We start from the raw sequence: 26,551 nt of genomic DNA on the forward strand, positions 1-26,551 counted from the left end.
TTTGATAGAGTTGTTTCAAAAGGCACAAGGTGGTTGTCGAGAATCGTTAAAAGATTTCTTACATCATTTAGAAGAGACTTTCTACCAAACTGCCTACTATGTAACCGAGAGGCAACAAGATGCGATGGACGCTACACAGAAGGCCTTGGTTTATGTATATAGACATGTGAAAGAGATTCAAGTGAGTGATCTAGAAGTGAAGCAACAGGTGTGGGAACAAAAGCTAATTGTACAAGCATGTTTTGATTTATCAAAGGAACGCTCTAAAGTCGTTTCGATGTTGCCTCATCTTACAAGAGATAGTTTAGTGAAAAAGCTCCCCGGAAATGTGAGCTTTGTTGCTAGTCTGAAGAGAGCCGTATATGATCTTCCCGAGCGTCCCCGGTTCATCTTAGTCCTACGTTACATTCAGAATCTAACGATTCACGAGATCGCAGAAGTCTTAGGGATTCCGGTAGAATCGGTGAAAAAGCAACTATACCGTGCTCGTAAACAGCTACAAGAATGGCTCAGTGACTATCAAGAAGGGGGACTTTTTCAATGGCAAATCCACAAATCATAGATCTTCTACAAAAGGATCTAGATCAAGAATTGACAAGTACAGATCAACAATATTTAGACGTTTATCTTGCTAATTCTCCTGAAGATGCAGCCATGGCAAGTCGATTCCAACAATTAGTCTTCGAACTATCGAATCTATGTAAAGTAACCCCGGTGCTTCCATTGACAGAAATGGTGTTTGAACAAATGGAAGAGGAAGAGCGACAACAGCAACGCGCACGAGTTTTAAAGCGATGGAAGGTAGCAAGCATTGGGATTGGGATTGTGGTCATATTGCTGACAGCGGTGATCGCTTTTGTGCCGATTGGAACGACATCTTGGCCGATGAAAATACTATCGAATCCGCGTCTTTATACGGAGAGCGTAAAGAAAGGTGGAATACTCTCACCTGATAAAGATTTAGTGGCACTATGGGACGAAAAAAATCAAATACAAGTTTATGATAAAAAGGGCAATGAAGCGATTCCCAAACAAAGTATGGTAAGTGCGAAAGATCCGAAGATAGAGTGGCTTAATAACGATCGGCTCATTGTTAAGTTCACCGATTCAGTAGGAGGGCTTGTTGCATTTGAGTTTCCAGTAGAAACGGATGCTAAGAAGCGATAAACTAAAGGGATGAAGAGGTGAATGGAAATGGATCGTAAAATACTACAAGACATCAAGAAAAACCAAATTCATCCTGTTTATTTTTTGTATGGGGAAGAGGAGTTTCTACTAGAAGAAACGTTAGACTGGATCAGGCAGCAATTATGTGAGCGTAGTACAGGGGATCGGGAATGGAATGAGATTGTTTTTGATCTTGACGAGACACCGATTCAATCTGTGCTACAAGAACTAGAGACTCCTTCTTTCTTTGGGGATCGTAGGTGGATTATAGCAAAGAATGCGCAGTTTTTTGGTAATCATAAAAGTAAAGTGGAGCATGATATTGATTTATTCCTCGAATATGTAAAAGATCCCTACCCTGATAATATACTCATCTTGACCATGGCAGGGTCTACTCTAGATAAACGAAAGAAAGTAGTTAAGCAGATAGAGAAGGTAGCTAAAATCTTGAAATTTGATTTTTTAGAAGGGCAGGAGTTACAGAGATTTGTCGCAAAGAGGTTTCAGTTATTGCAAGTGCAAGCTGGTATGGAAGTGATCAATCGGTTAATAGAATTGGTTGGAAATCATTTGCGGCTACTTGCTCAAGAATGTCAAAAGGTAGCTTTATTCGCAGGAAAACAAGGTGTCATCACGTTGGAGCAAATTGATCAACAAGTGGTACGAACGTTAGAACAGGATGTATTTCGTCTAACGGATCAGATGGGGAAACAGAATAAAGAAAATGCGATCCAAATCTATCGTGATCTTGTCTTTCAAAAAGAAGATCCAATTAAAATCTTGGCTTTGATCACAAGACAATTTCGCATCATGTTACAAGTAAAACTACTAGCACAAACGGGGAAAAATGAAAAAGAGATAGCGAGTCTATTAAAACTTCACCCCTATCCAGTGAAACTTGCTCTACAACGGGGGAATTCGTATTCAGAAGAGCAACTTCAGACGCTACTGGAACAGGCGATTGAAGCAGATCAAGCTATCAAATCGAATCGAATCATTGATAAAGAATTTGCTGTGGAGCGTATACTCATTCTATTATAGCAGTGGGTACTCCAGTTCATATTTATAATCCTGATTGTTTAATCAGATCTTGAATGTGTATATCTCTGTGGAAGTTCTTAGGAAGGATGATACCAAGTCCATGATTTGTAAGCGCACGATGAAAAGAGAGCTGAAAATCTGTCTCTTTTAAATAATCTTCAACGGCTGTTAAAATACCATTTCTCTCTCCGTGCTCGTAGGTCGCTTTGTGAAAACCAGACAAAAAACCTCCTTCAGGTGCTAGCATAGAAATACCTTGTATGACACCTCCAGCTGTATCATAAGGCTGTCGAAATTCTTCAGGTATTGTCTCAGGGTTATAGTACATATCTCGCCTGCCAAAAGGCCATTCTGTATCATGTAAAAAAATAATGGGGTATTTTTTGTTATTTTTCGCCTTCTCCTCTATGAGCTTTAATTCATGATAGACTGTATACCAGTTATGATCTCCATCTAGGAAAATGGCATCAAACTGACTAATTTTAGGTAGGGCAGAAAGACTGAGATCGAAAAACATTTGCAGCGTATCACCAAATCTTTTTTGTAATTCACCTGAATCAAACCCAGGAGCTGGATCAATAATATATAATTTGCCGTTTTTCTCTTTACAATACGGAAGAAGATTGTTTGTATTTGCGCCTCTTTCCGCGCCAACTTCTACAATTGTCTCTACCTCCTCTGCAATGCAGATGGGCTTAATGATTTTCTCCCAAAAAACATGCATTCTCATCAACCTCTCATCAACTAAGGTTTAAAACATTAAATAAATCAAGGATGTCTATGTATATTCAAATTTTCAATTAGTTAGACTGAGAATTTTGTTAATGATTCAATACAAACAGAATGTGATATGATGAACATGTTAGATTAATAGAAGGGACAAATGACTATGGAAGATACACAACTTCGCTCCCTGCGACAAAAAGAGTTGTTATACACAAACATTCTTTTTGTCGTTTATGCTGTAATCGTATTTGGACTTATTTTTAGTCGAGCTTCTACCCCTTTGGTTTATGCGGTATTAGCAATCATTTTTGCAATTTCACCACTTAGCATGGTGTTGGCTCGTAAGTCTAATATTCTCTATCTTATGTTTCCAGGAATGAATGAGCTTCTTCGTTATGAGCAAGAGAAGCTAGGAGATCAATGGTTACGTTATCAGTTGTCCAATGTATATTTGCAAGTGGCAGTTTCACTTTTTTTTGTGATTCAAGCTATTATTCGTCCCGCTCATCCCTTTAGTAATGGTTTACCTCTATGGTATTTTCTTGTGGTTCCAGCTGTTTTGTTGATATTAGGCAATCTAAATGTTCGAAGCCAAGCTCGTAGAATTGATCAGTCTAATTATGAACAGTTAAAGATTTATACGGGTGATCGCGTTTTATTTACTTCTATTTTTGCGATTGTGGCACTTGTGATAACAGGTGTTGTATTTGTAGCTTATAAAATATTAGAGAAGTCTTGGTCGCATATTGGCCCATTTTAAAATGTAGCCTGCGATTAGCAATATTGCCCCAAGCCTGTTCCTATTTATTGGTTAATTAATAGGCCTTTCGGTTGTATATATAATAAAACCCCCTGATCTCTTATAGCGGATCAGGGGGTTTATGCTTACTTCGCTTCTGCTAGGTTTTCTTTTGGATGTGTTTTGCTATGTTTTAAAATGCGGCTTGTGACTTCGTAGGCGGAGGTGAAGGATAGCTCGGAGAGTTGGCCTTCTCCTTGGCACCAGTCGCCGGCAAACGATGCATTTGGTAAGCTGTAGAATTTTACTGGCATGAGGCGTTGGTCGTTGATACATTTGATTTCTTGTACGGTAGCTTTTTTGGATAGACGTTTGGCTACTAAGAGATCACGCCAGCCAGCGTAGTGCTTGTCGTACACGGTTTCGATGGCGGCAACTTTTTCATCGGCCCTGCCTTCAGCAATTTCGTCTTCGTTTAGATAGGCAATAGCTTGCAGAAGTTGCCCGCCCTCAGGAACGCAAGTGTGGTCATAATGCGAAATATCCGTGATAAAGACTCGTTCTTGCTTGTGGTAGATGTAGGTATATGGACTCGAAATCCGCTTGCTTAAGCCGAGGTCATATACAACCACTTGTGTCGGTTTATACTGATTGTACTCATCAAATAACGATGCGTATTTGGTTTCGGCAAACAAAGTCGCCAGATCCTTAGGTGGGATGCAGAAAATGATCTGATCAGCGATATACTTGGCGCCTTCTTTGCCAATTAGTTTTGTGACTCGATTGCCTTCCATCTCTATCTTCGAAACCTTTTCTTTGGTGATAATCTGTCCACCATTTGATTCGATAATGTTCGCAAATCCTTCTACGATTGACTGCCAGCCGCCACCGATATAGGCAACAGCACGGTTGGTAGAGAATAAACGTTTATAGTATTGGAAGAAGAGGGGTGATGGAATTTTTTCGGATTCATTGGTAAAGAAATTGGATGATGCTACAGTAAGTAACAAATCCCGAATTTGAGCGGGTTGGTTTTCTAAATATTCCCCGATCAGAACACCATCTTCTCCGCGTTCAATGGAAGAAAGAGTTTTTGCGATTTCATAAGCAAAACGCACCTTATTGTTAGCATCTAATATTTTGGTTTTATACAAGCCTTCCAATGTGGCGGGCATAGGCGTAGTAAAAGACCCTAAATCATAGTAAGCTTTCGAAGGTGTAAAGTCTTTCCAATCCACTTGAAGGTGAATTTCGCTTTCAAATTTTCGTAAGATGGATCGATCTCTTGCGTAGATAGCATGGGCTCCAAAGTTAAAGTTAAACCCTTTCATGGGAATCGTGATGGCACGACCGCCAAGCTTAGGTGCTTTTTCGAGTAAGGTAACTTGATATCCGTGATGTGCGAGTCGCGCAGCTGCAGAAAGGCCAGCTAGACCTCCTCCAACTACTATTACTTTCTCCGGCACAACAAACACTCTCCTCTATTAAAAGCGATTACACTTTTTGTTTTCATTTGAAGATATATACAAAATTCATTTTTTCATCATCTTCTATTGTAACAATTTGTGAGTCAATGAGGTAGTGTTCATGGTATGTTCGAAAATTTCTCTTTATTTTATTATATGTGCTATTTCCAATCAGGATACTATATTTTAAGTTTTCTTATATTTACTACTCTTTGATGTGGCTCTTTTTCATGTAAGTAATCATTTATAAAATCATATGACATAACATTCATTCTATATATTTATTTATGAATAAATTGATTTTTAAACAATATATTTACAAATAAAAAATATAAATATTAATTTTTATTCACTAAAAATTATAAAATAGTCTTGAAAATGAAAATAGAATATGTATAATTTTTATTAAATCAATTTACATAATGTATGAAAACAACTTGTTGGCTTATGGAGTCAATTTGGAGGGATGATTTAAATCAATTTATTTTCTTTGAAGTTATTTCTATCTACTTGAGAGAGATAAAAAATCAAGTTAAATAAGGAGAATTTTTATATGAACGAGATATATTATCCTTTAAGTCATCCGCAGAAGCGGATATGGTACACAGAAGCGATTTATGCAGATAAGGGAATATGCAATCTAAGATTCTTGGTAAGAATGCCCAGCGAAATGAACTATTTGCTATTGAATCGGGCTATAAACCGAATGATTAGTGAAAATGATAGTTTCGGTATCCGACTCAAAGAAAATAAGCATCAGGAGCCGGAGCAATATTTTGTCAAACATCAAGAAAGGAAATTTGACTTTTTTGACTTCAGTGCTGAAGAGGATTCAACTCGATTAGATCAGTGGTTTGACCAAAAGAGAAACGAAAAGTTTACGTTATTTGATTCCGATCTATATGATTTCTCCATCATAAAGGCAAGTGAGAATGAATGTATTGTCTATGGTGAAGCGCATCACATCATGATAGATGGTATATCGATTGAGAAATGTTTAAATCAAATTTCCTGTTTTTACTACTCTTTTCTAAATGGAGAAGATTTTATAATAAATTCTAAAAATTCATATGTCCAATTTTTAGAGAATGAACAGGCTTACTTGAAGAGCAATCGATTTGAAAAGGATGAGCAATTTTGGCTAGAGGAGTTCGAAACCGTTCCGTCTGTAACGGGATTAAAAGAGTATAATCCCTATCTAGTAAGTACGAAAGCATCACGGGAGACGTTTACACTACCAGAAAGCTTGATGAAAAAGATTGATGGATTTTCGAAAGAACATGATTTTAGTATCTTTACGCTGTTTGTTTCAGCTCTTTCCCTTTCGATGTATCAATGGATGTCATCGCCTGATATTGTTTTAGAAATGTCCTATGGGAACCGTACGAATAAGCAAGAGAAAGAGCTTATGGGGATGATGGTGAGTACAGTCCCTTTAAGAATAAGCATGGATCCTAATGAGGAAGTTCTTACTTTCATTAGGCGCATATCGAGAAAGCAACGAAAAATATTACGGCATCAGAAATACCCGTTTAATTTATTATCAAAGCATATTAGTCAAAAGAACGGCGGTAGCAACCGTTTGTGTGGTATCTCAATCGATTATAGAGAAATGGATAATAGTGATGTAACTTGGATCTCTCCGAATGAAGAACCAAATGATTTTGCTATCCATTTAGAACGGCTAACGACTTCAGGAATTCTACGTGTGCATGTAGATTACCGGAATGAATTATTTACCAAAGAAGAAATGAATCGCTTTTTTACATCGATGTTGAATCAACTGTTAAACACAGTAGAAGGTCCAAGTCGGAAGGTTAAGGAGATAGAGATTCTTTCAGAAGAGGAAAAAGAGAAGATCTTAGTAGGGTTTAATCATACACAAGTAGATTTCCCATCGGATAAAACCATTCACGAATTCTTTGAACAGCAGGTGGCACGGGATCCCGAAGCGATCGCAGTAGTCTATCAAGATCAGAAACTTACTTATCAGGAGCTGAACGAGAAAGCAAACCAGCTGGCTCACTACCTTCAGAAAAAAGGTGTCAAACCTGAGACGTTAGTGGGAATCTGTGTGGATCGCTCGCTTGAGATGATTATCGGTCTTTTGGGAATTTTAAAAGCCGGAGGGGCATATGTTCCGCTTGATCCCACTTATCCAGATCAGCGACTTCAATACATAGTAGACGATGCTGGAATTCAGTTACTCGTCACTCAAGAAAGGTTACAGGAAAAAAAGGAGTTATTTAGAAACATTGAATCCATTTGTCTTGATCGAGACTATGATGAGATTACACAAGAAGATGTTACACTGCCTTTCTCTGGTGCTCTTGCCAATTCTCTTGCTTATGTGATCTATACTTCAGGCTCAACTGGAAATCCAAAGGGTGTTATGGTCGAACATCGACAGTATGTAAACGTGGCATTAGGATGGCGAAAAGAGTTTGCATTGGATCGGATTCCCGTTCGTTTATTGCAAATGGCGAGCTTTTCATTTGATGTTTTTGCAGGAGATGTTGCGAAAGCATTGCTAAATGGTGGCGAGTTGATCTTATGCCCTGAAGAAATCCGCTTTGATCCAACGAAACTCTATCAACTTTGTAGAGAAAATCGGATCACCATTTTGGACTTAACCCCTGCCATGGCCGCTCCTTTTATGGATTATATTTATGAAAATCAATTTAGTTTACCTGACCTAGAGTTATTTATATTGGGTTCGGATAGTTGTTCTGTAGAGGAGTATAAAAAGCTTTTATCTCGTTTTGGAAATCAATTCCGAATTGTCAACTGCTATGGAGTGACAGAGGCGAGTATTGATACAAGTTACTTTGAAGCGTCTAGAGATTTGTTGCCGGATGCAGGGCATGTTCCGATCGGGAAGCCATTGCCTAATATGCAAATGTATATTGTGAATCAGCAGTTGCAATTACAACCGATCGGTGTTGCTGGGGAATTATGCATAGGCGGAAGCAGTGTTGCAAGAGGGTATTACAACCGACGAGAGTTAACAGCTGAGAAGTTTGTTGATAATCCATTTATGCTTGGCGAGCGCCTATATAGAACAGGAGACTTAGCTCGCTGGTTACCTGATGGGACAGTAGAATTTTTAGGAAGAATGGATCATCAAGTTAAAATTCGTGGATATCGAATCGAGCTAGGTGAGGTTGAATCTGGATTGGTCCAAACTCCACCTATAAAAGAGGCAGTTGTCATGGCTCGGGACGTTTCAGGTAATCAAAGTGAGTTATGTGCCTATATTGTATCAGAAGAAAGTTGGTCTAAAGATTCTCTGCGAGATCAGTTATCTAGTTTGTTGCCATCTTACATGATCCCCACACATTTCGTTCAACTGGATCAAATCCCACTAACTCCAAATGGAAAAGTGGATCGTAAAAATCTTCCTGCGCCTAAGGGAGTTTCAAAAGATGTGCCATTTGAAGCCCCAGAGACCGAAATGGAGAAAACCTTAGCTACCATTTGGAAAGACATTCTGGATGTAGAAAAAGTAGGGAGATTGGATAACTTCTTTGATTTGGGTGGGGATTCCATAAAGGCGATTCAAGTTTCAGCGCGTCTTCATGCAGTCAAGCTAAAGTTAGAAATGAAATATTTACTTGGTGCCCCACAATTAGCAGAGGCAGCACTACGAATGGTCAGAACAGAAAAACAGAATTCACAATCAAAGGTGGAAGGAACTATACCCTTAACGCCAATTCAAAAGTGGTTTTTCAGCCAATCGTTTGTGGATTCCAGCCATTGGAATCAGTCCATGATGCTGTATAGTCGGGATGGTTTTGATGAACAAAAAACGAGTCAAGTTTGGACTTCTCTTGTTGAACATCACGATGTCTTACGATCCACCTTTCTCAAAGAAGCAGAGGGCATGGTTGGCTTTATTCAAGAAGGATTGGAAACAACAACACCATTATTTAATATGACAGTCTTTGATCTAACGAATGATAAAAATCCAAAAATGAAGATGGATCATGGAGTAAATGATTTGCAAGCGGGTTTCAATTTGGAAGAGGGCCCCTTAGTTCACCTAGCTTTATTCCGAACAATAGAGGGTGATCATTTGTATATGATCATTCATCATCTGGTTGTGGATGGTGTTTCTTGGCGGATTCTTTTAGAAGATTTTGCTACTGGCTATATGCAGTTGACAGAAGGAAAAAAGATCGAGCTACAACCAAAAACAAGCTCCTATCAAATGTGGGCAAATGGTTTACAAAAATATGCACGAAGTGAACGGATAAAGAAAGAATCATTATATTGGGAAAAAATACAAATGACAGAGTCTGTAGAATTGCCAAAATGCAGGAAAGTTCCTGATAGGATGACGCAGGATCTGAACCATATCATGGTTACTCTTCAGGAAGAAGATACATTACACCTTGTGAAAAAAGCACATCAAGCTCACCAGACAGAATTGAATGATTTGTTACTGACAGCATTGGCATTAACGCTCCAATCATGGACAGGCCAATCCAACGTACTCATTGAATTAGAAGGGCATGGTCGAGAGCCAGTTGTAAAAGATTTGGATATTTCTCGTACAGTAGGGTGGTTTACGACGACATATCCTGTTTTATTACATGTACCAGGTTCAAATAAATTGGGTGAGACCATAATCAATGTCAAGGAGACGCTCCGTAACGTTCCACATAAAGGAATTGGATTTGGTATTTTGAAATATTTAGCACCAGAGGTAGCAGAGTTGCCATTTACCAAACAACCTGAAGTGATCTTCAATTACCTTGGGGAATTTGATAAACAGATGGGAGAATGGGAAATGTCATCATTTTCTTCTGAGAATCGAGACATTGGACCAAGGAACCATGAACTGTTCCCTTTAAGTATCAATGGTATTCGCGTAGGAAACCAGATGAATTTTTATTGGTCGTTTCATCCAGAGGAGTTTGCAGTAGAGACGATACAGGAAATCGCGAATCAGTTTGTTCAGCATTTGAAACAAATCGTTCAATACTGTACTTCTGTAGAAGAGACAGAAAAAACTCCATCCGATTATGGATATACAGGGATGAGTGTAGATCGTTTTCGTCAATTACGTCAAAAGATCCAATTGAAACTAAAATAGTCGTTAGTCAAGTGGAGGAGATATATATATGGTAGATATTCAGAGTATGTATCCGTTATCACCAATGCAGCAAGGCATGTATTTTCATGCCTTGCTAGATCCAGAGTCAACTGCCTATTTTGAACAAACCATCTTTACGATCGCGGGTGAGTTTGATGCCAAATGTTTCGCGGATAGCTTTCAACAGTTAGTGGATCGTCACGATATTTTACGAACGATTTTTATTCAAGAAGGAACGGAGGAACCGGTTCAGGTTGTTTTACAAGGGCTACAAGCGCCAGTAGAAATCAAAGACATAACAGGTTTAAGTGAAAAGGAGCAAAATGAATTTCTTAATCAATGGATATATGGAGATCGAAAGAAAGGGTTTAAGCTCTCAGAGGAATGCTTGACACGTCTCATGATTTTTCAAACCACCCAGGATGAGTATAGAGTGATTTGGAGTTGTCATCATCTCTTAATCGATGGATGGTGTACGCCAATCCTGCTTCAAGAATGGCTCGAGATCTATGATGCACAAAGAGAGAATCGGAGTGCGAACCTGTCTTCAACCGTTCCGTACCAATTATACATAGAGTGGTTGGAACAACAAGATCAAGAAGAATCTCTTGCGTTTTGGAAAAATTCCTTAACCGGATATAACGAACAAGTTGACTTACCTCATCGTTCGAGTTGGGAGGAAGCAAGCCAATATTCATTTAAAGAAATCATTTTTGATTTAGACGAAGATACTACCAAAAAATTAGATATGTTATCTAAATCTCAACAAGTGACGTTAAATACAGCATTGCAAGGGATCTGGGGACTTTTATTAGGTAAATACAATCAATCGCAAGATGTGATTTTTGGTAATGTCGTTTCTGGTAGGCCTTCTGAAATCCCTGGAGTCGAAAATATAGTCGGTTTATTCATTAATACGATTCCCCTACGTGTTCAATGGGAGAAAGAGCAAACTGTTTTAGAGTTTCTTCAGTCATTGCAAAAGCATGCAATTCTGTCCCAAGGCTATGAGTACTGTTCACTTGCAGATATTCAAACGCAAAGTGAATTAAAACAAGAGCTAATTCAGCATTTATGGGTTTTTGAAAATTACCCAATGGAGGTAGGAGGTAAGTCGATTGCGAATAATCTTACGATCAAGGATATAGTTGCATTTGAAGAAACCAACTATCATTTAAATTTGATTGTGATGCCTGGCTCGCAATTGCGTATTCACTTTAAGTTTAATGAAAACAAATATGATCCACACATGATTGAACAAGTAAAAAAGCATCTGCAAACCCTAATACATGCCGTTTTACAAAATCCTGATCAACCCATATCGCAACTTGACTTTTTAACAGAAGCTGACCAAAAACAGCTTCTGGTCGATTTTAATGCGACAAAAAGCATATTTCCAAAGGATAAAACGATTCCACAATTGTTTGAAGAGCAAGCTGTGCAAACTCCTGATCAGATTGCAGTGGTTTGTAAAGATCAAAATGTAACTTTTTATGAGTTGAATCAACAAGCAGAAAAAGTGGCTCATCTTCTAGCTGAAAGAGGAGTTGGAGCGAATCAGATTGTTGGTTTATTAGTACCTCCTTCGATCGAAATGATGATTGGCTTGGTAGGGATTTTAAAGTCTGGGGGCGCATTTTTACCTATTGATCCGGATACTCCGATGGATCGCATAGAGTATATGGTTCAGAATAGCGCTGTCAAACAAATTTTAACAATCGCTGATTTTTTTAATCGGGTACCTGATACGGTTGAAAAGATCGATTTACATAAGCTTTGGTTGGAACCTCCTTCTAATGGGAATGTATGCGCATTAAAAGGAGGAGAATCAACTGATCTTGCCTATGTGATTTATACTTCGGGTACGACAGGTTTGCCAAAGGGAGTCCAAGTGACTCACCGCAATGTGATTCATTATATAACATCTGTTGTGACTCAAACATCTGTTTCATCCGCTGATAAAAGCATGCTTCTGTCTTCATATGCTTTTGATTTGGGCTATACCCCTATTTTTCTAACGTTACTTTCTGGTAGTCAACTACATCTTGTTCCAAGAGAAGATTATACGGAACCAGAAGTTCTTTTGGAATATATAAGGCAATCAAACATTACATTCATCAAGTTAACTCCGTCTTTGTTTAGTATGATGGTTGGAAGTGTTTCGTTTGCTAAAACCAATCCGTGTGAAACCATTCGGCAAATTATATTAGGTGGAGAGGAAATTAAATATTCGGATGTCATTTCCTACTTTAAGCAAAATCCGTCTGTTCATATTATGGATGAGTATGGTCCCACAGAAACAACGATTGGTTGTATTTCTTCTATGCTCACTCATAATCAGATTCCAAATATGCAAATGCAATCGCTTCCAAACATAGGTCGGCCGATTGCTAATACACAAGTGTTTATTTTGAATGAAGATAATGGTCTTCTTCCTATTGGTGTAGCAGGTCAGTTGTGTATTGGCGGTGAAGGGATCTCGGCAGGCTATCAAAATTTGCCCGAGTTGACTTCTGAGAAGTTTATTGCCAATCCATTTTTGCCAGATGAACGTATCTATAAAACAGGGGATTTAGCTCGTTGGTTACCGGACGGAACCATCGAATACTTGGGAAGGATAGACAATCAAGTAAAAATCCGCGGATATCGCATCGAACTTGGTGAAATCGAATCACAGTTATTACAGATTTCCTTTATAAAAGAGGCCGTCGTCATCGCGAGTACCATGGATGATGGTCATAAGGCACTTTGTGCTTATATTGTATCTGAGCAGGAGTTGGTTACGTCTGAACTAAAAGCATTATTAGCGAAAACGTTACCGAACTATATGGTTCCGAACTATTTTATCAAGGTAAAGAGTATCCCATTAACAGCAAATGGGAAAGTGGATAAAAAGTCATTGCCGCATCATGATGTTTTCAATGAGACAGGAGTAGAGTTTGTTGCTCCAAGAACTGAAATTGAAGGTCAGCTTGTTCAAATTTGGCAAGATGTATTAGGTGTTAAGAAGATTGGTGTTTATGATGACTTTTTTGAGCTCGGAGGTCATTCTTTGAAAGCTACCATGCTGGTAGCTAAAGTTCATCAGGTTTTAAATCAAATGATCCCACTACGCTATGTATTTACTTATCCAACCATTGCAGCAATGGCATGTGAGTTGGATCAACTTGAGGAGAAGGCATTTACAGCGATTTCACCTGTAGAACAAAGTGACCATTATCCGGTATCTTCAGCACAAAAAAGGATTTACCTCGTGCAACAATTGCAAGATACGAGTATCAGCTACAATATGCCATGGGCCATCAAGATCGAAGGTCCTTTACAAAAGGATCGATTTAAAAAAGCATGGAAAGCTGTGATCGAACGTCATGAAATGCTCCGAACCTCTTTTGTGATGGAAAAGGGGGAGATTGTACAACGCATTCACGATCAAGTGCAATTTGAAGTAGAGGAATCGGATTGGAACGGGGCCGGGATCGATTCGTGTATGCGTTCTTTTATACGTCCATTCGATCTTGGACAAGCTCCGCTTATACGGGTGGGTCTCATTAACTTGAGCAACAATGGCTATGTCATGTTATGCGATATGCATCATATTATTGCAGATGGAGTTTCACTTGAAATTCTGTTAGAAGAATGGATGATCTTTTATACGGAAGGTACTCTACCCGAACAACGCATTCAATATAAAGATTTTGCGGCTTGGCAAAATTCATCTTTCCATAGTGAAGAGTATCAAGCTAGGCAGGAATTTTGGTTGAACCAATTCCAAACCATCCCGCCGGTATTATCACTGCCGACTGATTATACCCGGCCCGCTGTACAAGGTTTTGGTGGCGATCGCTTCCATCTCACATTAGATTCTGGACTCACTAAAAAATTATACCGTCTTACCAGAGAAACAGGAACGACATTGTACATGGTTTTGCTTGCCTCGTATCAAGTTTTGCTTCACAAATATACAGGACAAGAAGACATCGTCGTAGGAACACCGACTGCAGGTAGGCCACATGCGGAAGTTCAGTCAATGATTGGAATGTTTGTCAATATGTTGGCGATAAGGAACTATCCGGAGGAGCAAAAAACAATCCGTCACTTTTTGGAAGAGGTTAAACATAACTCCCTCCAAGTCTTTGAAAATCAAGACTACCCGTTTGAACAGCTAGTGGAACAGCTGGAGGTCCAACGGGAGCTAAGTCGTCACCCATTGTTTGATACCCTAATGGTCTTACAAAATACGGGGAGTAAACAATTGGATTTACCTTCTCTTCACTGTACACCTTTGGATGTTCCATTCGACATTGCTAAGTTTGATCTAACTCTCGAGATTGCAGAGAATGAGAATGAGATTGGCTGTGATTGGGAGTATAACACTTCTTTATTTAAACGCGAAACGATTGAACGTATGGCGACACACTGGATAAAAGTGTTACAGCAATTCGTCGAAAATGTAGATCAAGAAATTGGTGATGTGGAATGTTTATCAGAGGATGAGAAGCACAAGATCCTGGTTGAATGGAATGATACGAAAAGCGACTACCCGTATGAGAAAACGATCCAGCAGCTTTTTGAAGAACAGGTAGAAAAAACACCGAATCATATTGCAGTCCAGTTTGGCAATCAAAAAATAAGCTATCTAAAGCTAAATGAGACGGCTAATCGATGGGCACGAATATTACGGAAACAAGGTGTAGAAAGAGAGAGTCGAGTAGGTTTAATCATGGATCGTTCTTCTGAAATGATCATCGGAATTCTCTCTATTCTTAAAGCCGGCGGAAGCTATGTTCCCATGGATCCTAGCTATCCGGAAGATCGAAAGCAGTATATTTTAGAAGACAGCAAAGCCTCACTTCTCATAGTCCAAGATGCTTCTATGATCCCGCAAGGGTATGTAGGGGAAGTTCTTGTATTAGCCGAAATAGATCAGATAGATGAAGAGAGTTCAAATCTTGAACCAATCAGTCTAGCTGAAAATGTAGCCTATATCGTTTATACATCGGGATCAACAGGAAAACCAAAAGGCATTTTAACCACGCATCGAAATATAGTGAAAACCATTTTAAATAATGGTTATATTGACATCCATGAAAGTGATCGCATCTTACAGTTGTCCAACTATGCTTTTGATGGATCGACATTTGATATCTACGGCGCGTTGTTACATGGAGCTGGCTTAGTATTGGCTTCGAAAGAGGTAGCTACCAATCCGGATGCACTAGCGTCTTTTATTCAGGATGAGAAGATTACGGTCTCCTTTATGACGACTGCTTTATTTAACACACTTGTAGATCTGAACTCTGTATGCCTCTTAGGTGTTAGAAAGATTCTTTTTGGTGGTGAAAAGGTTTCTGTCAAACATGTGCAAAAGGCACTCAAGGTTTTAGGTGATGGTCGATTGATCCATGTGTATGGACCTACTGAGACGACTGTTTTTGCCACCTACTATGTTATCAATCAATCTGTGCTTGAAACAGGAACGGTTCCGATTGGAAAACCATTGAATAATACTCAGGTATACGTTTTGGACCAGAATCATGGTGTCCAACCAATAGGGGTTCCAGGTGAGTTATGTATCGCAGGAGATGGTGTTGCTAGTGGCTATCTGAATCGCCCGGAACTAACAGCAGCGAGTTTTATTGAAAATCCATTCTCAGAAGGGAAAATGTATCGAACAGGAGATTTGGTCCGCCTTTTACCTGATGGGAATATTGAATATCTGGAAAGATTGGATCATCAAGTCAAAATTCGTGGATATCGGATTGAGTTAGGAGAAATACAAGAACAATTAATTCAAATTCCGATTGTGAAAGATGCGATTGCGATAGCCACGGAGATGGAAAATAGTCATCATAAAGAGCTCTGTGCCTATATCGTGGCCAATGAAGAGTTAACAACAGCACAACTAAGGTTTGAATTAGCAAAATCATTACCTAGCTATATGATCCCTAGTTATTTTGTGCAAATGGATTATCTCCCCCTAACACCAAATGGGAAAGTGGACCGCAAGGCTTTACCTGCTCCGACAGGGGAAATGAAGTCTGGATACGATTACGTGGCACCTCGAAATTTATTGGAGGAGATCCTCGTAGATATTTGGCAAGAGGTATTAAAAGTAGATCGAGTGGGTGTGGAGGACGATTTCTTTGAATTAGGAGGCCATTCCCTAAAGGCTACTCAGTTGGTAGCCCTCATCTATAAAAAGTTAAACGTAAATATTCCCATACACCATATTTTCCAATCTCCTACTATTGATGCATTAGCCAAGGTACTAGAGGATATGGAAAAAGGCACATATACATCGATTTCGAGTGTGCAGAAAATGGAGTATTACCCAGTCTCATCTGCTCAAAAAAGAATGTATCTGTTACGAGAGCTAGAAAAAGAGGCATTAAACTATAATATGCCGTGGGCGTACTTGCTAGAGGGAGTATTCAATACAGAGAAGATGGTGGAAGCGTGGAAAACCGTGGTCAATCGACATGAGGCACTACGGACTTCGTTTGGTTTGCACAAAGGGGAAATCGTTCAACTTATCGATGATACGATTTTATTCGAAGTGGAAAGATACGAGGTTGAAAGTGAAGCGGAAATTCAGGCAACCATTGATCAATTTATACGTCCATTCGACCTGAGTAAGGCACCGCTATTAAGAGTAGGTCTAATCAAGGTTTCGGAAAACAAACATGTTTTGATGATGGATATGCACCATATTATTTCAGATGGGACTTCTGTGGATATTCTGGTAAGAGAGTTAATAAGTTCTTACTCTTCTCAGACATTGGACAAGGTAGGAATTCAGTATAAAGACTATGCGGTATGGCAAAACACGTTCCAACAGAGTGAAGCGTTTAAAGCTCAAGAAACGTACTGGAAAGAAATATTCCAGACTATGCCGGAGGCGTTGCAACTCCCAACAGATTCCACCCGTCCTGCAGTACCATCATTTGCTGGAGAACATCATAGCTTTATATTGGATCCAGAACTCAGCTGTAGGTTAAATCAACTCAGCAAAGAAACAGGAACCTCTTTATATATGTTGTTACTAGCAGCATATAATGTTCTTTTGCATAAATACACGGGTGAATCGGATATCGTTGTGGGCTCCCCGATCGCAGGTAGATCACATCCTGATGTACAGTCTGTTGTCGGCATGTTTGTAAATACCCTTGCTATGCGAAACCATCCAGAGGGTCATAAGTCGTTTCGAACGTTTTTAAATGAGGTGCGAGAAAGCTCTTTAGGTGCTTTTGATAATCAAGATTATCCGTTTGAAAAACTAGTAGAAGGCTTAGATATGACAAGAGATTTAAGCCGTCATCCTTTGTTTGATACCATGTTTCTGGTTCAAAATATGGATTGGACGGAGTTAGAATTACCTAATCTACGGATTCATCCGTATGACTTGGAATCCCAAATTGCCAAGCTAGATCTCATGTTAGAGGTAATGGAACAAGGAGAAGAAATCAAATTCCATTGGGAGTATAGTACAGCCTTGTTTAAACCTGAGACGATCATTCGGATGTCTGAACACTGGAAACACCTGTTACACCAGATCGTGGAGTCTCCTGACCAGCCTATAGCTGAGTTTCGTATGGTTACAGAGCCAGAAGCGCATCAGTTATTGGTTGAGTTTAATGACACGAGTCAAGATTACCCAGAAGATAAGACTGTTCATCAATTATTTGAAGAACAAGTGATGCGGACACCAGACAATGTGGCACTTATCTATAAAGAACAGACTTTGACGTATCAAGATGTGAATGTGCGGGCAAATAAGTTAGCTAAGAAATTACAAAGTCTGGGTGTTCAGTCTGAAAGTCTCGTTGCCATGATGGTTGAGCGATCACCGGAAATGATGATCGGGATCTTAGCCATTTTAAAATCAGGTGGAGCTTATGTTCCAATTGATCCTGATTATCCGGAAGATCGTATTCAATACATGTTACAGGATAGTGGTTCGGATATCCTACTTACTCAAAGAAAGCTCGTAGCTCTTGTTGATATGCCTCATGTCCTTTGTATAGATGAAGAGGATCGTTACCAGGATGGATATGGCTCAGAGAATTTAGACATACATGTAGATCCGAAGCAATTAGCTTATGTCATTTATACTTCAGGTTCCACAGGAATGCCTAAAGGTGTAATGATTGAACATCAATCGGTTGTCTCCCGTCTACATTGGATGCAAACAGAGTATCCATTAACCGAATCGGATGTTGTGTTACAAAAAACCTTGTTTTCATTTGATCTATCCGTTTGGGAGATATTTTCGTGGTTTATGGGAGGATCTAGTCTTTGTTTACTGCCTACGAAGATGGAAAAAGATCCTGAAATGGTCGTACAAGCGATTGAAAAGTATCGAGTTACCTCCATGTACTTTGTCCCATCCATGTTATCTATTATCCTACATCATGTCGATCGCCAGTCACGCAAAGTAGATCTATCCTCCGTGAAGAGAATCTTTACATGTGGCGAGGTATTAAGTGCTGAACAAGTGAAGATGTTCTATCAAACGTTCCAGTTTGAGCAAACGAAGCTAATCAATATGTATGGTCCAACGGAAGCAACGGTCAATGTTACCATCTATGATTGCTATCCAGATAGTGAGCAAACCATGATCCCGATCGGAGTCCCGATTCATAATGCGAAACTATACATTGTGAATGAACATCATCAACCTCAGCCTGTAGGAGTGATCGGAGAATTGTGCATTGGGGGGATCGGGATTGCTAGAGGATATCACGGTAAACAGGAGTTAACCGATGAAAAGTTTGTAGCAAATCCATTCTCTAGTGGTGAGAAAATGTATAAAACGGGGGATTTAGCTCGTTATCTATCAGATGGAAATATTGAGTATGTCGGACGGACAGACCATCAAGTAAAAGTACGTGGTTTCCGAATTGAGCTAGGCGAGATCGAATCTCAATTATTACAGATTCCAATAGTGAGAGAAGCAGTGGTGATTACTCGCCCCAATGTCCAAGATCAATTAGAACTTTGTGCGTATTTTGTTGCTGAACAAGAGTGCTCAGTATCTGATTTAAGAGCGAAGCTATCTCAAGTGTTGCCTCACTATATGGTTCCATCCTACCTTGTACAATTAGAAAACATGCCACTCACGTCAAACGGGAAAGTAGACCGAAAAACGCTACCTGCACCTGAAGGACTGCAAAAGGCAGCCATGGAGTATATGGCTCCTAGAAATGAGCTTGAGAGGAAATTAGTTGCAATTTGGTCGGATGTTCTGGGTGTCGAACAAATGGGAATTGATGATCGTTTCTTTGAAATGGGAGGGAACTCACTCAAGATACTAGAAGTAGGATACAGAGTAAACGAGCTTTACCAATCAACACACTTCAGTATCCCACTCAGTTTCTTTTATGAGAATCAGACGATCCGTAGCATTTGTCATCAATTAAGTGAAATGCTTAATCTCGCTTCGCAACCATCGGTCATGAACTTGTTAAATGCAAAGGGTCAAAAAAATGTATTTGGCTTTCCACCTGTATTTGGTTATGGAATTGTTTATAAGCCCTTAGCAGAACAAATGGATGGAGAAATGAGTTTGTATGTGGCAGATTTTATTGAGTCAGATGATCGGATTGAACGCTATGTAGAAAGTATTACCCAGATTCAGCCGTTGGGGACGATTACCTTAATTGGTTATTCAGCAGGAGGGAATTTGGCCTTTGAAGTAGCGAAAGTATTAGAAGGAAAAGGTCGAGAAGTCTCTCAAGTGATTCTTTTTGATTCGATAAGAAAAGAATCTCATTTGGAAGGAAAGAAAATTGAAGAGGAGAATATGGAAGACATACGGAGAGTAATCGGAGAAACAACGGATCTGTCTCTGCTTAGTCAAAAGTATAAAGCTTACGTATCCTACTTTCTATCACTCGTAAACACTGGAAATATTCATGGGGAAATTCATCAAATCTTAGCTGACGTAGATCCTACTAACACGGTGCATGACTTTACATCTTGGTCAACGACGACGGAAAATTATCGATTACATCAAGGACATGGCACTCATTTTGAAATGCTGAGTCACCCTAATGTAGAGAAAAATGCCGTCTTGTTAAGAGAGATTGTAAAAGAACTTTGTGTACTTGTCGCACATTAAGTGTAAATGATTTGAAACAAACAGCACTAAAAATCATGACCATCCGTTCAACGGATGGTCATGATTTTTTTCAAAGCAATAGGAAGGTTGAATAACACAATGCCCACATTTTGACCACGCACTAATGTAGTGGGTTTATGTTAAGATTGATCTTGATATTCCGTACTTAAGTAGAGAAAGGATGATTTGGATGAATCTGTCTTCCACGGAGGAACCGAAAGTAATCGCCCTCTATTTACCTCAATTTCATCGTGTGATAGAAAATGATAAGTGGTGGGGTGAAGGTTTTACGGAGTGGACGAATACCCGTAAGGCGACTCCATTATTTCCCGGGCATTACCAACCGAGAGAACCACTTCATGACTTTTACTACGACTTAACAGATCCAGATGCGCGAAAATGGCAAGCAGATATAGCAAAAGAACATGGAGTATTTGGCTTCTGTTATTATCATTATTGGTTTAAAGGAAAAATGTTACTAGAGACCCCGTTAAATGAAGTGCTACGTTTAGGAGAACCGGATTTTCCTTTCTGTCTTTCATGGGCCAATGAAACATGGAGCCGTAGGTGGAATGGGGCGGATCAAGATATATTAATGGCTCAGGAGTATGGGGATGAAGAAGACTGGAAGGAGCATTTTGATTATTTAGTACAAGCTTTTAAAGACCCAAGATACATCTGTATCGATCAGAAGCCCCTTTTCACTATCTATCGTGCAGGAGATATCCCGCGCTATCGTGAGATGTTATCCTATTGGACCGATCTGGCGAAGCAACACGGATTTGAAGGTATTTACTTTGTAGAAACGGTATCGGGGAGGCCGCCGTTTAAGGAATTGGATGGCTTTGATGCTACATTTGAATTTGAGCCTACCTATACGTTGGCATGGGATCGAGCGAATCGGAGTGAAATCGTTAGGCAAGTTCCATCCGACCAAAATCCAAATAAATCCTTCCGCTTGTACGATTATGATGGGATGTGGGAGCGGATTCTGAAACGTAACCCGGACAGGGGAGAGAAGAAAACGATTTTAGGCGCATTTGTGGATTGGGATAATTCTGCGAGGGTAGGAGAGCGTGCTTCTGCATTTACGATTTCAGATAGTACACCCGAAAAGTTTGGGAACCATATGGCTGAGCAATTAGAGAGAGCGGAGCAAATGAGGAGTCCTTTTGTTTTTGTAAACGCGTGGAATGAGTGGGCAGAGGGTACTTATCTCGAACCAGATAAGAAGCATGGGCTTAGGTATCTGGAGGAACTAAAACGAGCAGTAGAACAGGCAAGTGGAAAGAAAAAACAGCCTAGATAACTTACTCTAGGCTGAGGGATGGAACGGTGATGGAAGAAGAGTCCGAAAGATTTTTTTCCACCTTCTTATACTTTCGATACATCGCAATCCGCCAAGGGAGTAACATCCCAAATGCGAGGATGAAGAAAACGCCAGCTGTTTGAGGGATGCTGATGTGTTGTTCGATGTAATTATGTAGCGAGAGTCGGATGATTAATAATGTAACGATAATGACTAAAAATGCTTTCGATCGCTTCAAGTAGATTTCGTTGTTTTGAATTTGAAAGTTAGACGTGAGAATGAGTGGGATGGCGAGAAAGATAAAACCACACACAAAAGCGATCAGCGCCCAACTCCATGGAATTCTGGTAAATGGAAATAAAAACATAGCAAATCCAGTACTCATCCCAAGCGGGGGGATCAGGATTTTCTTTGCTGATGTAGGTTTTTTCGTGGCACGAATTCTGATGATCATCACGGTACATGCCATTACAATCAGAACAATGGTCGTAATGATATGTACATTAAAAGGAATGAACTGTTCCATGACTAAAGCCCTCCTTCGTTACAGGAAAACGCTAACACAAATATTTTTGAAAGTAAACCGCTTGACTATAGCATATCGTTACATCATAATGGCTATACCTATATTGTAAGTGTTAATTTGACATCTTAAACCTATTCTACATATAAATAATAAAATGCGATGAAGAAGAAGAGTATCTAAGGAAGAATTGTGCAGAGAGTTGATGGTCGGTGCAAATCAACCAATTCCCTTGGTGAATGGGCTTCTGAGCAGTGCTGTGAACAGGTAACCTCATTAGCAGATAACCGGCGGAATCCGTTATGATTCATTGAGAGCACAATGTTTGTTAGTCATGCATTGTGAACTAGGGTGGTACCGCGACAAAAGCTCGTCCCTTTGAGGATGGGCTTTTTGTGTATTTAAAAAGGAGATGATTTGAGTTGAAGTGTGTATTTAGTGGTGTGAAACCTACAGGGATTATCACATTAGGTAACTATCTAGGTGCCATTAAGCGATTTGTGGATGTTCAAGACCAAGCGGAGCAAAATTTCTATTCGGTAGTGGATCTTCATGCGCTGACTGTCGCACAAGATCCGAAAGAAATGTACGAGAACACATTAAATATTGCTGCTGTCTATCTGGCGGTAGGATTAGATCCTCGCAAAGCAACCCTTTTTGTTCAATCTCATGTTCCTGCTCATGCTGAAGCTTCATGGATGCTAACATGCTTGTCCCGGATGGGTGAGTTAAATCGTATGACCCAGTTTAAAGATAAGGGAAGAGGATCTGATAGTGCAGGAGTTGGCTTATTTACGTATCCAGTGCTAATGGCTGCTGATGTTTTACTATATCAGACGACTCATGTACCGGTAGGAGAAGACCAAAAACAACATCTTGAGTTAACTCGCGATCTAGCTGAGCGTTTTAACCGTGATTATGGAGAAATATTTGTTATGCCGGAGCCACTAATCGCAGAAGTAGGCGCTCGTATTATGGGGCTACAAAATCCAGAGAATAAGATGTCTAAGAGCGATGATAGCGATGCTAACTACATCACTTTGATGGATACTCCTAAAGAGATTGAGAAGAAAATTAAGCGGGCGGTAACCGACTCCGAAAATGCGATTTACTTTGATGAAGAGAACAAACCAGGAGTAAGCAATCTGCTCTCCATTCAAAGTGTGCTTACAGGCCAGAACATGGACAATATTGTCCAATCGTATGAGGGTCTGGGATATGGAGCGTTAAAGAAAAATCTCATTGAAATCACAGTGGATCACCTAACTCCAATTCAGCAGCGCTACCAAGAAATTCGCCATTCAGAGGAGCTAACGAATATCTTGCGCCACGGAGCCGAACATGCGGAAGCAGTAGCCGGTGAGACGTTAAAGAAAATAAAAGATGCTCTCGGTTTAGTACGTTTGTAACTCGATATAGAGAAAACCCCACTCTTTTGAAGACGTGGGGTTTTTTATATAACAAAAAAGCCTTCCCACAATTCAGAGGGTCGGCTGGTTGCCTACTTACGCTTGAAGCGCTTGTAGTCTTTTCGCTAGACGGGACTTCTTACGAGCTGCTGCGTTTTTGTGCAATAAACCTTTGCTTACTGCTTTATCCAAAGAACGGCTAGCCTCTTGTAAAGCTTGAACAGCTAGGTCTTTGTTGGAAGCATCAACTGCAGTGATATACTTTTTCACAGAAGTACGAACAGCGGATTTTTGAGCCGCATTGCGTTCGCGACGTACCTCGTTGGTTTTAGCGCGTTTAATAGCAGATTTAATGTTAGCCAATGAATTCACCTCCAGAGAAAACGTTACGCATCTCATTACGTGCAACATGCAACATTTTAACATGCGTATTGGTAAAAAGCAATCAAATACAGAGAATTAGAAGATCCATCCTGGGTCAAAATACCTATAGAGAAGAAAAGGATGAAAGTAGGTATAGATTATTATGAACCAAGAGCATCAAATTCAGCTACCCCCTTTTTCGATTCGAACCGATCTTGCTCGTGAGGCGCATGAAATGGCGGTTCAAAAGCATCAAGAAAAAGGACAGAGTCAGATCTCAGGTGTTCGAATCGAAGAGACAGAAGATCAAGGAATCACGACTAGCTGGATTTGGATTGACAATCAAGCTGGCGCACAAGAACTGGGGAAAATGCCCGGAACTTATCTTACGATTGAAGTTCCTGCACTACGAGGCAAAGATTCCGTTCTCCAACAGAGAGTAGCGCAACACTTTGCTAAGGAATTTTCGCGCTTTCTTCAGGAAATTGGCATTGGTCCCGATGCTTCTTGTTTGTTAGTGGGCTTAGGGAATCGTAATGTAACAGCGGATGCACTAGGGCCTTTAGTAGTGGAGCACTCTATGATTACCAGACATCTATTTTTATTAGCCCCGGATCAAGTGGCGGAAGGGTATCGCTCGGTAGGTGGAATCGCTCCTGGAGTACTCGGAACGACAGGAATGGAGACGAGTGAAATTATTAATGGAGTTGTGCAACATGCGAAACCTGATTTTATCATCGTGTTTGACTCCTTAGCGGCACGTGCGCTAAATCGTGTAAATACAACGATTCAAGTGGCAGATACGGGGATTCATCCCGGGTCAGGAGTAGGTAATAATCGTAAAGCATTAAACAAAGAGACACTAGGAATTCCTGTTATAGCAATAGGAATTCCGACCGTCGTAGACGCTGTTACGATCGCTCACGATGCGATTGATTATGTGTTATCTCATGTGAGTCGTGAGATGCAGGGTGTTCGAAATAATCCGCTGGATCCTTATAATCGTCCGACGGTTCGTGATCTACAATCGCATGAGGTTCCATTGGAGACACGGAATCGTATGATGGGGATGATCGGGAAGTTAAGCCCGGAGGATAAGCGGGGGTTAATTAAAGAAGTGTTACAGCCACTGGGACAAAATTTGATTGTAACGCCAAAGGAAGTGGATGAGTTTATCGGTGATATGGCAAAGCTTGTTGCGCTTGGGGTGAACTGTGCGTTGCATCCTGCGGTTAATAATGAGAATGCTTCGATGCATATGCACTAGGAATGATTGAGAGGAAAGATGAGGGCGGGGGCTACTATTGACTGGATCGGTATTGGATGCACCAGGGCAATATATCTGCCCACAGCTCAAATAGTAAGCCTGCGAGGATGTGAAAAGCAAGTCCGCTCCGTCCTTCTCCGCTTCGGGCAAGTGGCAAAACTCGCAAAGAACGCTCAAACATTGCCACAAAACGCCCTAGCTACGAAGAACTACGCTAAGCAGGCTTACTAACATCGCAGTGGTCAGATACATTTCCCCTATTCCATCTTCATTTACTGATCAACAAATAGAACTTTTGGAAAAAAGATACAGTGCTTGTCTTTCGGGTTTTTCCGATGAGTTATATAAAAATGAGTGATTTTCTTAATTAAAGGATCGCTCATTTTTTATTTGCTATTCAATTTTACTTACAACCATATAACGATTGCAGATAAGAAACGGCAAACTCATGCGCAGGCTGAACGGGAAATAGGTAGCATTCTCCTTTGCCAATGAGTCCACTTACACAATCAACTTCCTTTTTCCACTTCTCCCCCATCGCTACAAACGGTTCTGCATCGACTTCTATATGTGAAAATGTCTTCCAAACTCTTGTGCCATCTTCAATCATGGCGCATGCATATGTAGTTGTAGCAACGTTGCATTCATACTCAGCACGATGCCAAAAGGTGGTCGTGTCTAAAGTAGATCCTAGATGAAGGACATAACCTCTTTTTGCTAATAGTTGATCTAAGGGTGAATTGGGACCGAATCCGATGTCAATGGTGTGATTAGCGACAATCTCATCGGCATCTTTTCCCCAAGCGGCAAATGACCATGTAGGGTGCTCACTTCGTACGACCCTAGGAAGTGTGCGAAATAGCTCGGGGACAACTCCCATTCCCATGGTTGGTGTATAGGTTGATTCATAAGGAGGCATATGTTCTCGAATGGATTCCCACCAATCTTCAGGTGCTGGAGGGGCTACCCAATGGGCTGGATCGGAATTACCGGCAGTTTGTGTGGGCATGATGATCGTTCCCTGATTCGTTACGATTTCCATTAGTGCACGACATACTACTGCTGCACCACCGCATACCCAACCTAGCTTGGATAAAGAGGAATGGACAATCAGTGTCATTCCTTCGCATACTCCGAGATTTCGTAGATCTTCTTTTAGCGATTCGAGGGTAATCATAGGTCCTTTTAGTGGTTTCATTATTTTTGCTCCGTTTCTTTTCCTATTAATAATCGTTTCAATACCCTCATCTCTAGTAGAAAAAACAATCTCATAATCTAGTTCTATCAACTTCAACTCTCTCATATTGTGTTAGAGAAACCACA

At 40.1% G+C, this 26,551-nt stretch carries 15 protein-coding genes and 1 other annotated feature; of the genes, 9 read left to right on the top strand and 6 right to left on the bottom strand.

Features of this window, described 5'->3' with window-relative positions:
- Position 1: 1 nt before the first annotated feature.
- Genes EDD57_RS04945 through holA form a run of 3 tightly spaced genes read left to right on the top strand, consistent with a single transcriptional unit; the run spans position 2 to position 2,208 of the window.
- Positions 2 to 562 (top strand): RNA polymerase sigma factor, encoded by a 561-nt coding sequence (locus EDD57_RS04945; RefSeq protein WP_165873676.1) that lies wholly within the window; start codon positions 2 to 4, stop codon positions 560 to 562.
- The gene (locus EDD57_RS04950; RefSeq protein ID WP_131848376.1) at positions 541 to 1,167 is read left to right on the top strand and encodes a hypothetical protein; all 627 of its coding nucleotides are present in this window, start codon (positions 541 to 543) and stop codon (positions 1,165 to 1,167) included. Before EDD57_RS04945 ends, EDD57_RS04950 begins: the two co-directional genes overlap by 22 nt.
- Before the next feature lie 27 nt (positions 1,168 to 1,194).
- Positions 1,195 to 2,208, top strand: coding sequence for a DNA polymerase III subunit delta (gene holA, locus EDD57_RS04955; protein WP_165873677.1), 1,014 nt, complete (start codon positions 1,195 to 1,197; stop codon positions 2,206 to 2,208).
- Between the two features lie 22 nt (positions 2,209 to 2,230).
- Here holA and EDD57_RS04960 read toward each other — a convergent pair whose 3' ends face one another.
- Complete coding sequence (locus tag EDD57_RS04960; RefSeq protein ID WP_131848378.1) at positions 2,231 to 2,932, bottom strand: class I SAM-dependent methyltransferase; 702 nt, start codon at positions 2,930 to 2,932, stop codon at positions 2,231 to 2,233.
- A 165-nt stretch (positions 2,933 to 3,097) separates the two neighbouring features.
- On the opposite strand from EDD57_RS04960, the gene EDD57_RS04965 reads away from it, so the two are divergent.
- Positions 3,098 to 3,694, top strand: coding sequence for a hypothetical protein (locus tag EDD57_RS04965; RefSeq protein ID WP_131848379.1), 597 nt, complete (start codon positions 3,098 to 3,100; stop codon positions 3,692 to 3,694).
- Positions 3,695 to 3,819: 125 nt separating this feature from the next.
- Here EDD57_RS04965 and EDD57_RS04970 read toward each other — a convergent pair whose 3' ends face one another.
- A complete protein-coding gene (locus tag EDD57_RS04970; RefSeq protein WP_131848380.1) occupies positions 3,820 to 5,139 on the bottom strand; it encodes a phytoene desaturase family protein in 1,320 nt (439 codons plus the stop codon).
- Positions 5,140 to 5,692: 553 nt separating this feature from the next.
- Here EDD57_RS04970 and EDD57_RS04975 point away from each other — a divergent pair.
- The 3 genes from EDD57_RS04975 (at position 5,693) to EDD57_RS04985 (ending at position 21,666) form a co-directional block, all read left to right on the top strand.
- Positions 5,693 to 10,237 (top strand): non-ribosomal peptide synthetase, encoded by a 4,545-nt coding sequence (locus EDD57_RS04975; RefSeq protein WP_131848381.1) that lies wholly within the window; start codon positions 5,693 to 5,695, stop codon positions 10,235 to 10,237.
- Between the two features lie 28 nt (positions 10,238 to 10,265).
- The gene (locus EDD57_RS04980) at positions 10,266 to 20,357 is read left to right on the top strand and encodes a non-ribosomal peptide synthetase (protein ID WP_131848382.1); all 10,092 of its coding nucleotides are present in this window, start codon (positions 10,266 to 10,268) and stop codon (positions 20,355 to 20,357) included.
- Between the two features lie 190 nt (positions 20,358 to 20,547).
- On the top strand, positions 20,548 to 21,666 hold the full coding sequence (locus EDD57_RS04985; protein ID WP_131848383.1) for a glycosyltransferase WbsX family protein: 1,119 nt from the start codon (positions 20,548 to 20,550) through the stop codon (positions 21,664 to 21,666).
- 1 nt (position 21,667) lies between these two features.
- Here EDD57_RS04985 and EDD57_RS04990 read toward each other — a convergent pair whose 3' ends face one another.
- Positions 21,668 to 22,192: a CcdC family protein gene (locus tag EDD57_RS04990; protein ID WP_207896800.1), complete on the bottom strand. Its 525-nt coding sequence runs from the start codon at positions 22,190 to 22,192 to the stop codon at positions 21,668 to 21,670.
- 150 nt (positions 22,193 to 22,342) lie between these two features.
- Positions 22,343 to 22,570, top strand: a binding site (T-box leader).
- Between the two features lie 41 nt (positions 22,571 to 22,611).
- Here EDD57_RS04990 and trpS point away from each other — a divergent pair.
- A complete protein-coding gene (trpS, locus tag EDD57_RS04995; RefSeq protein WP_131848384.1) occupies positions 22,612 to 23,598 on the top strand; it encodes a tryptophan--tRNA ligase in 987 nt (328 codons plus the stop codon).
- 96 nt (positions 23,599 to 23,694) lie between these two features.
- Here trpS and rpsT read toward each other — a convergent pair whose 3' ends face one another.
- A complete protein-coding gene (gene rpsT, locus EDD57_RS05000; protein ID WP_131848385.1) occupies positions 23,695 to 23,961 on the bottom strand; it encodes a 30S ribosomal protein S20 in 267 nt (88 codons plus the stop codon).
- A 163-nt stretch (positions 23,962 to 24,124) separates the two neighbouring features.
- On the opposite strand from rpsT, the gene gpr reads away from it, so the two are divergent.
- A complete protein-coding gene (gene gpr, locus EDD57_RS05005) occupies positions 24,125 to 25,228 on the top strand; it encodes a GPR endopeptidase (RefSeq protein ID WP_131848386.1) in 1,104 nt (367 codons plus the stop codon).
- 34 nt (positions 25,229 to 25,262) lie between these two features.
- Here gpr and EDD57_RS14330 read toward each other — a convergent pair whose 3' ends face one another.
- Positions 25,263 to 25,409, bottom strand: coding sequence for a hypothetical protein (locus EDD57_RS14330; RefSeq protein WP_165873678.1), 147 nt, complete (start codon positions 25,407 to 25,409; stop codon positions 25,263 to 25,265).
- A 222-nt stretch (positions 25,410 to 25,631) separates the two neighbouring features.
- On the bottom strand, positions 25,632 to 26,426 hold the full coding sequence (locus tag EDD57_RS05010) for an AAC(3) family N-acetyltransferase (RefSeq protein ID WP_165873679.1): 795 nt from the start codon (positions 26,424 to 26,426) through the stop codon (positions 25,632 to 25,634).
- Between the last annotated feature and the right edge of the window lie 125 nt (positions 26,427 to 26,551).

The sequence above is a fragment of the Baia soyae genome (assembly GCF_004341445.1).
GTDB classification, from domain to species: Bacteria; Bacillota; Bacilli; order Thermoactinomycetales; family Thermoactinomycetaceae; genus Baia; species Baia soyae.

Bases quoted from the DNA above. Each gene is read 5' to 3' on its own strand.
- EDD57_RS04950 (WP_131848376.1), top strand. From the start codon at position 541: ATGGCAAATCCACAAATCATAGATCTTCTACAAAAGGATCTAGATCAA.
- holA (WP_165873677.1), top strand. From the start codon at position 1,195: ATGGATCGTAAAATACTACAAGACATCAAGAAAAACCAAATTCATCCT.
- EDD57_RS04960 (WP_131848378.1), bottom strand. From the start codon at position 2,932: ATGCATGTTTTTTGGGAGAAAATCATTAAGCCCATCTGCATTGCAGAG.
- EDD57_RS04965 (WP_131848379.1), top strand. From the start codon at position 3,098: ATGGAAGATACACAACTTCGCTCCCTGCGACAAAAAGAGTTGTTATAC.
- EDD57_RS04975 (WP_131848381.1), top strand. From the start codon at position 5,693: ATGAACGAGATATATTATCCTTTAAGTCATCCGCAGAAGCGGATATGG.
- EDD57_RS04980 (WP_131848382.1), top strand. From the start codon at position 10,266: ATGGTAGATATTCAGAGTATGTATCCGTTATCACCAATGCAGCAAGGC.
- EDD57_RS04985 (WP_131848383.1), top strand. From the start codon at position 20,548: ATGAATCTGTCTTCCACGGAGGAACCGAAAGTAATCGCCCTCTATTTA.
- EDD57_RS04990 (WP_207896800.1), bottom strand. From the start codon at position 22,192: ATGGAACAGTTCATTCCTTTTAATGTACATATCATTACGACCATTGTT.
- gpr (WP_131848386.1), top strand. From the start codon at position 24,125: ATGAACCAAGAGCATCAAATTCAGCTACCCCCTTTTTCGATTCGAACC.
- EDD57_RS14330 (WP_165873678.1), bottom strand. From the start codon at position 25,409: ATGTTTGAGCGTTCTTTGCGAGTTTTGCCACTTGCCCGAAGCGGAGAA.
- EDD57_RS05010 (WP_165873679.1), bottom strand. From the start codon at position 26,426: ATGAAACCACTAAAAGGACCTATGATTACCCTCGAATCGCTAAAAGAA.